The 6340-nt window shown below is 68.7% G+C and carries 8 protein-coding genes; 4 read left to right on the top strand and 4 right to left on the bottom strand.

Annotated elements, in window-relative coordinates:
- The coding region (locus tag AC6RA4_RS22415) for a glycosyltransferase family 2 protein (protein WP_500164081.1) at positions 1–1102 on the top strand (1102 nt) is incomplete at its 5' end.
- A gap of 7 nt (positions 1103–1109) precedes the next feature.
- Here the strand turns inward: AC6RA4_RS22415 and AC6RA4_RS22410 are convergent.
- On the bottom strand, positions 1110–1754 hold the full coding sequence (locus AC6RA4_RS22410) for a GntR family transcriptional regulator (RefSeq protein ID WP_500164079.1): 645 nt from the start codon (positions 1752–1754) through the stop codon (positions 1110–1112).
- Positions 1755–1853: 99 nt separating this feature from the next.
- On the opposite strand from AC6RA4_RS22410, the gene AC6RA4_RS22405 reads away from it, so the two are divergent.
- From AC6RA4_RS22405 to AC6RA4_RS22395, 3 genes are all read left to right on the top strand, one after another.
- Positions 1854–2498: a pyrimidine 5'-nucleotidase gene (locus AC6RA4_RS22405; RefSeq protein ID WP_500164077.1), complete on the top strand. Its 645-nt coding sequence runs from the start codon at positions 1854–1856 to the stop codon at positions 2496–2498.
- Between the two features lie 133 nt (positions 2499–2631).
- A complete protein-coding gene (locus tag AC6RA4_RS22400) occupies positions 2632–2853 on the top strand; it encodes a hypothetical protein (RefSeq protein ID WP_500164076.1) in 222 nt (73 codons plus the stop codon).
- Positions 2854–2909: 56 nt separating this feature from the next.
- Positions 2910–4103, top strand: coding sequence for a UbiH/UbiF family hydroxylase (locus AC6RA4_RS22395; protein WP_500164074.1), 1194 nt, complete (start codon positions 2910–2912; stop codon positions 4101–4103).
- A gap of 236 nt (positions 4104–4339) precedes the next feature.
- On the opposite strand, the gene AC6RA4_RS22390 is transcribed toward AC6RA4_RS22395, so the two are convergent.
- From AC6RA4_RS22390 to AC6RA4_RS22380, 3 genes are all read right to left on the bottom strand, one after another.
- Positions 4340–5464 (bottom strand): aminotransferase class V-fold PLP-dependent enzyme, encoded by a 1125-nt coding sequence (locus tag AC6RA4_RS22390; RefSeq protein ID WP_500164072.1) that lies wholly within the window; start codon positions 5462–5464, stop codon positions 4340–4342.
- Between the two features lie 133 nt (positions 5465–5597).
- Complete coding sequence (locus AC6RA4_RS22385; RefSeq protein WP_500164083.1) at positions 5598–6053, bottom strand: Lrp/AsnC family transcriptional regulator; 456 nt, start codon at positions 6051–6053, stop codon at positions 5598–5600.
- 5 nt (positions 6054–6058) lie between these two features.
- Positions 6059–6340: Lrp/AsnC family transcriptional regulator (locus tag AC6RA4_RS22380; RefSeq protein WP_500164070.1), on the bottom strand; the 282-nt coding region annotated here is incomplete at its 5' end.

Raw genomic sequence — 6340 nt, 5'->3', positions numbered from 1 at the left:
CATCGCGGGCGCGCTGCTCAGGCGGCTTGCCCGGCTCGACTACCCGCGCAACCGGCTTGAGGTGCTGCTGCTTCTGGAAGCCCGCGACGCCACGACGCGGGCGGCGCTCGCCGCGACCCGCCTGCCGCCCTGGGTGCGGGTCATCGAGGTGCCCGCCGGGCCGATCACCACCAAGCCGCGGGCGCTGAACTTCGGCCTGACCTTTGCCCGGGGCGAAATCCTCGGCATCTACGACGCCGAGGACTCCCCCGCCCCCGACCAGCTGTTGCACGTGGTCGGCCATTTTAGCCGCGCGCCGCCCGAAACCGCCTGCCTTCAGGGCATCCTCGATTTCTACAACCCGCGCGCCAACTGGCTGTCGCGCTGCTTCACCATCGAATACGCCACCTGGTTCCGCCTCGTCCTGCCCGGGTTCGCGCGACTGGGCTTCGCCATCCCGCTCGGCGGCACCACGGTGTTCTTCCGCCGCGAGGCGCTGGAGCGGGTCGGAGGCTGGGACGCGCATAACGTCACCGAGGACGCCGATCTCGGCATCCGCCTCGCCCGCTTCGGCTATGTCACCGAGCTTTTGCCGGTGGTCACCCGCGAGGAGGCCAACAACCGCACCTGGCCGTGGATCCGGCAGCGCTCGCGCTGGCTCAAGGGCTACATGATCACCTGGCTGGTGCATTCCCGCGACCCGCTCGCTCTGCTGCGCGATCTCGGGCCCTGGCGCTTCCTCGGGATGCAGGTGCTGTTCCTGACCACGATCCTGCAATTCCTGCTCGCGCCCGTGCTCTGGAGCTTCTGGCTGTTGCTTGCCGGCTGGCGGCCCGAGGCGCTGTCAGTCGTCCCGGAGGAGCAGCTGCGCCTGCTCTTCGGCGGCTTTCTCGGGGCCGAGGCGGTGTCGCTTCTGGTCAGCGTGGTGGCGGTGGCGCGCAGTCCGCATTCCGGCCTGCTGCCCTGGATCCCCTCGCTGTTCCTGTACTTCCCGCTCGCAACGGTGGCGATCTACAAGGCCCTCTTCGAGATGATCGCGCGGCCGTTCTACTGGGACAAGACCATGCATGGCCACTCCGCCCCCGATCACGACGGCGCCGACCTGCCGGAGCGCCCCCCGTGAGGCGGGCTCAGTCGATCTTGTGGCTGTCGAGCTTCAGGCGCGTCACGAAGGCCACCGAGATGTGGTCGCGCAGCGCCTTGTAGGCGGCATCTTCATCGCGCCGCGAGATCGCATCGACGATGGCCTTGTGCTCGGCCAGCGCGATCTCGCCCCGGCCCTGCGCCGCCAGCGAGGTGGTGGCCATCAGCGCCATCGACCGATGCACGAGGTCGAGCTGCTGCACCAGGAAGCGGTTGTGCGAGGCGAGGTGGATCATCTTGTGAAAGCGCCGGTTGGCGCGGGCCAGCGCCGACGGATCGTCGAGCAGCGCCCGGTCCTCGCTCACCATGTCGCGCAGCACCTGGATCTCTTCCTCGGTGGCATGGCGCGCCGCCAGCCGCGCCGCCAGCCCCTCGAGCTCGGTGCGCACCACGTAGAGCTCGGCCATCTGGTTGTGATCGAGCGACGCCACGATCAGCGAGCGCCCGTCACGGGCCAGCAGCGACTGCGTCTCGAGCCGCTGCAGCGCCTCGCGGATCGGCGTGCGCGAGACCCCGAAACGCTCGGCCAGCTCGCTCTCGACCAGACGGTCTCCGGGGCGGTAAACCCCTGAATCGATTGCCTCGAGGATCAGCGTATAGGCGTCCTTGTTCGGGGTGCGGATCTGGTTCATCGATGTCTCCTCGGGCGATCCCGCGACGATAGCGCCATCACGCCGCCGGGATCAATGCGCCCATTGCCGCGGATCGCGCGCGCGACTAGGGTCGCGGCCATGGTGAAACAGCATTTCTCTCACGTGCGTCACTGGGTCTTCGACCTCGACAATACGCTCTACCCGCCGGCCGCGCGGCTCTTCGACCAGATCGAGCGCAAGATGACCGATTTCGTCATGCGCGTCACCGGCGCCGACCATGGCGAGGCCGATGCCCTGCGCAAGACCTACTGGCGCCTGCATGGCACCACGCTGGCAGGGCTGATGGCCGAGCATCACATCGATCCCGACGCCTATCTCGAGGAAGTGCACGACATCGCCTTCGACGCACTCACCCCCGATCCGCATCTCGCCGAGCTGATCGCCGAGTTGCCCGGGCGCAAGATCGTCTATACCAACGGCAGCGCCCCCTATGCGGCGCAGGTGCTGCAGGCGCGCGGGCTGGATGCGGCGTTCGATGCGATCTACGGCGTCGAGCACGCCGGCTACCGCCCGAAGCCCGAGGAAGGCGCCTTCCGCACCGTCTTTGCCCTCGACGGCACCGATCCGGCGCAGGCGGCGATGTTCGAGGACGACCCCCGCAACCTCACCGCGCCGCATGCCATGGGCATGCGCACCGTGCACGTGGCCCCCGAGCGCGCCGAGGGCGATCACATCCAGCACCACACCGACGATCTCGCCGCCTTCCTGCGCGGGCTGCGCTAAGCGGCAGCACCGGCTGCGACATTTCGTGCCTGCGGCAATTCTGACAGATGATACCCGCGGCCTGCATCTTTATCTCCGGTGCGGACCGGTCGTCGCGCACGACCGTGCCGCAACACTTCAAGGAGATCCCTGCATGACCATGACCAACGCCGCCGACACCGCCCTTGCCACCGCCACCGAGGCCCGCTCGGGCGGCATGAGCATCGAGGCCAAGCTCTTTGCCGGCGTCGCGGTGTTTCTCGCGCTGGTGATCGCCGCCACCGTCACCTGGGGCGCCGTGGGCCTGGCGATGTCGGCGCTGGCCTGCGTGCCGGTCTGCTACGCCGCGATCCTGCTGATCACCATCGGCAAGTAAGCCGCATGGCATCCGGGCCGCGCCTGCCCTAGATAGAGGGGCAAAGGAGCGCGGTCATGGATTACGACATTCTCATCTCGGGCGGCGGCATCGCGGGACTGACCGCGGCCGCCGCGTTCGGTTCCGCCGGGTTCTCGGTGCTCTGCGTCGACCCGGCGCCACCGGTCACCGACCGCGAAGCCGCGGGCGCCGACCTGCGCACCACCGCCTTCCTGCAGCCGGCACGGGATTTCCTCGATTTGTGCGGTCTCTGGGCGCGGCTGGAGGGCCATGCCATGCCGCTGCAGGTGATGCGTATCATCGACGCCGGCGGCGAACGTCCCGAGCCGCGCGTCACGCGCGATTTCGACGCCGAGGAGATCTCGGAACGCCCGTTCGGCTGGAACCTGCCCAACTGGCTCCTGCGCCGCGAGATGTCGGCGCATCTGCATGAAATGGAGACTGTCGATTTCCGCCCCGGCACCGGCACCACCACCCTCTTCACCCGCGAGGCCCATGCCCGCGTGGGGCTTTCGGACGGCAGCCACGCCACGGTGCGACTGGTGATCGCCGCCGACGGGCGCAACTCGCCGATGCGGCGGGCCGCCGGGATCGGCGTCAGGACCACGCGGTTCGGCCAGAAGGCGCTGGCCTTCGCGGTGACCCATCCAATCCCGCACGGCAATGTCTCGACCGAGATCCACCGCACCGGCGGCCCGTTCACCCTGGTGCCGCTGCCCGATCTCGACGGCGTGCCGTCTTCGGCGGTGGTCTGGATGGAAGAGGGGCCGAGCGCCGAAGCGCTGTTCAAGCTCGAGACCTCGGATCTCGAAGCGGCGATGTCTGAGCGCTCCTGTCATATTCTCGGCCCGCTGAAACTGGCCTCTCAGCGCACGCTCTGGCCGATCATCGCCCAGCATGCAGACCGGCTCTGCGGCGAGCGCCTGGCCCTCGTGGCCGAGGCGGCGCATGTGGTGCCTCCGATCGGGGCGCAGGGGCTCAACATGTCGCTCAACGACCTGCGCACTCTGTATGACCTGGCCACGCATGCGCCGGACCGGCTTGGCGACCAGAGAATGCTCGAGACCTATCATCGTCGGCGCATCCTCGACATCCGCGCCCGCGTCGCCGGCATCACGCTGCTCAATCGCACCTCGATGCTCTCGGCCCCGCCGCTGCGCGACGCCCGCGCCAGGGCGCTCGATTCGCTTTATGGCATCGCGCCGGTGCGGCGGACGCTCATGCAGTTGGGCCTCGGCACGCGGGACTGACGCAGGCGCCGCTCCTCCGCCCTGACGGGCGTCCTCGCAAGCGCCGGACGGGTCTCACGCCGATTCCAGAGTTTGCATTGCCCGACGCGCAGGCCTGCCTCCGGCGGGAGTATTTTTTACGAAGAGAAGACAGTTGCGCCGCGCTCTTGTCTTCTCTGGTTTTCAAATACCTCGGGGGTGAATTGGCGCTTGCGCCAAGAGGGGGCTGGCCCCCTCCCATTTGACAAAAGACCCGGTCAGACCACCTGATCGAGCACCGCCTCCAGACGCGCCACGGTTCCGTCGACATCCGCCAGCTTGTCGAGCCCGAAGAGCCCAAGCCGGAAGGTCGAGAACCCGGCGGGCTCGTCGCATTGCAGCGGAACGCCGGCGGCGATCTGGGCGCCCTTTGCGGCGAAGGCGCGACCGGTCTTGATCTCGGGGTCGTCGGTGTAGCTCACCACGACACCCGGGGCACCGAACCCGTCTGCCGCCACCGAGGCGATGCCGCGCGACGCCAGCATCGCGCGCACCTTGTCGCCCAGCTCCCATTGCGCGGCCTTGGCGGCATCGAAGCCCATCTCGCGCGTCTCGATCATCGCGTCGCGAAACATCTTCAGCCCGTCGGTCGGCATGGTGGCGTGGTAGGCATGGCCCCCGGCCTCGTAGGCCGCCATGATCTCGCGCCACTTCTTCAGGTCCATGGCGAAGGAGTTCGAAACCGTCTCCTCCATCCGCTCGAGCGCCCGCTGCGACAGCATCACCAGCCCGGCGCAGGGCGTCGCCGACCAGCCCTTCTGCGGCGCCGAGATCAGCACGTCGACGCCGGTGGCCGCCATGTCGACCCAGACGCAGCCCGAGGCGATGCAGTCGAGCACCATCAGCGCGCCGACCTCATGCGCGGCCTCCGCCAGCGCCTGGATGTAATCGTCGGGCAGGATGATGCCGGCGCTTGTCTCGACATGGGGCGCGAAGACGATCTGCGGTTCCTCGCGGCGGATCGCCGCGACCACCTCCTCGATCGGGGCGGGCGCGAAGGGGGCCACGGGCTCGTTGCCGGTCTGGCGCGCCTTCATCACCGTGACCTCGCCGCCGAAGCCCCCGGCGTCGAAGATCTGCGACCAGCGGAACGAGAACCAGCCGTTGCGCACCACCAGCGCCTTTGCACCCTGACCGAACTGGCGCGCCACCGCCTCCATGCCGAAGGTGCCGCCCCCGGGGACCAGCGCCACGCCCTCGGCGCCGTAGACCTCGCGCAGCATCGACGAGATGTCGCGCATGACCTGCTGGAAGTCGGCGGACATGTGGTTCAGCGAGCGGTCGGTGAAGACGACCGAGAATTCCTCGAGCCCGTTGGGATCGACATCATCGCGCAGCGGCATGGCAAGCTCCTGTCTGTTTGCCCCCTTCGATACCCCATCGCGCGGCAAACGCAACGCCTCCGAAGGGCGGCATTCATGGGACGGCGGGCGGGGCGATTGCCGCAGGCGAGCGCCGTCCCGCCGTTCCGGGCGCTCAGACCGGGCCTGGGCGGCGCTCCTCGCTCAGCATCACGTTGGCCTCGACATTGCCGACGCCCGGCAGCGTCATGATGCGCCGCCGTAGCACGCGCTCGAAATCCGGCAGGTCGCGCGCCACCACGCGCAGGCGGTAGTCGAACGCCCCCAGCACGTGGTCGACCACCTGCACCTCCGGGATCGCCCGCACCGCGCGCTCGAAATCCTCGAGGCTCACCCGCCCCTTGGTGGCGAGCTTGATGCCGAGAAACACCGTCACCCCGAAGCCCAGCCGCTCGAGATCGAGATCGAGCCGCGCGCCGCGAAACACCCCCGCCGCCCGCAGCCGCTGGATGCGGCGCCAGCAGGCCGGCTGCGACAGGCCCAGCCGGCGCCCGAGCGCCCCGGCGCTGGCATTGGAATCCTCAGCCAGCGCCCGGATCAGGGCGCGGTCGATCTCGTCGAGATCCTCCAGCGCGCTCACAGCGGCACCGTTTCGTCGGATTTCACCAGCGAGACATGCATCAGCCCCTCGATATCGGCGATGTGCGGCAGGGTGAGCAGCTTCTCGCGGTAGAGCGCCTGGTAATGCGCCAGATCGCGGGCGATCACCACGAGGCGGATGTCGACCGAGCCGAGGAAGGTCTGGATCTCGGTCACCTCGGGCACCTCGCGGGCGCCGGCGAGAAACTCGTCGAAGGCGCGCGGATGGGTCTTTTCCAGCGTCACCCGCAGCATCACCTCGATGTCATAGCCCAGCGC

The sequence above is a fragment of the Salipiger sp. genome, assembly GCF_059781815.1.
The sequence above is the reverse complement of the archived record's forward strand: the minus strand, read 5'-3'. Positions and strand labels throughout refer to the sequence as shown.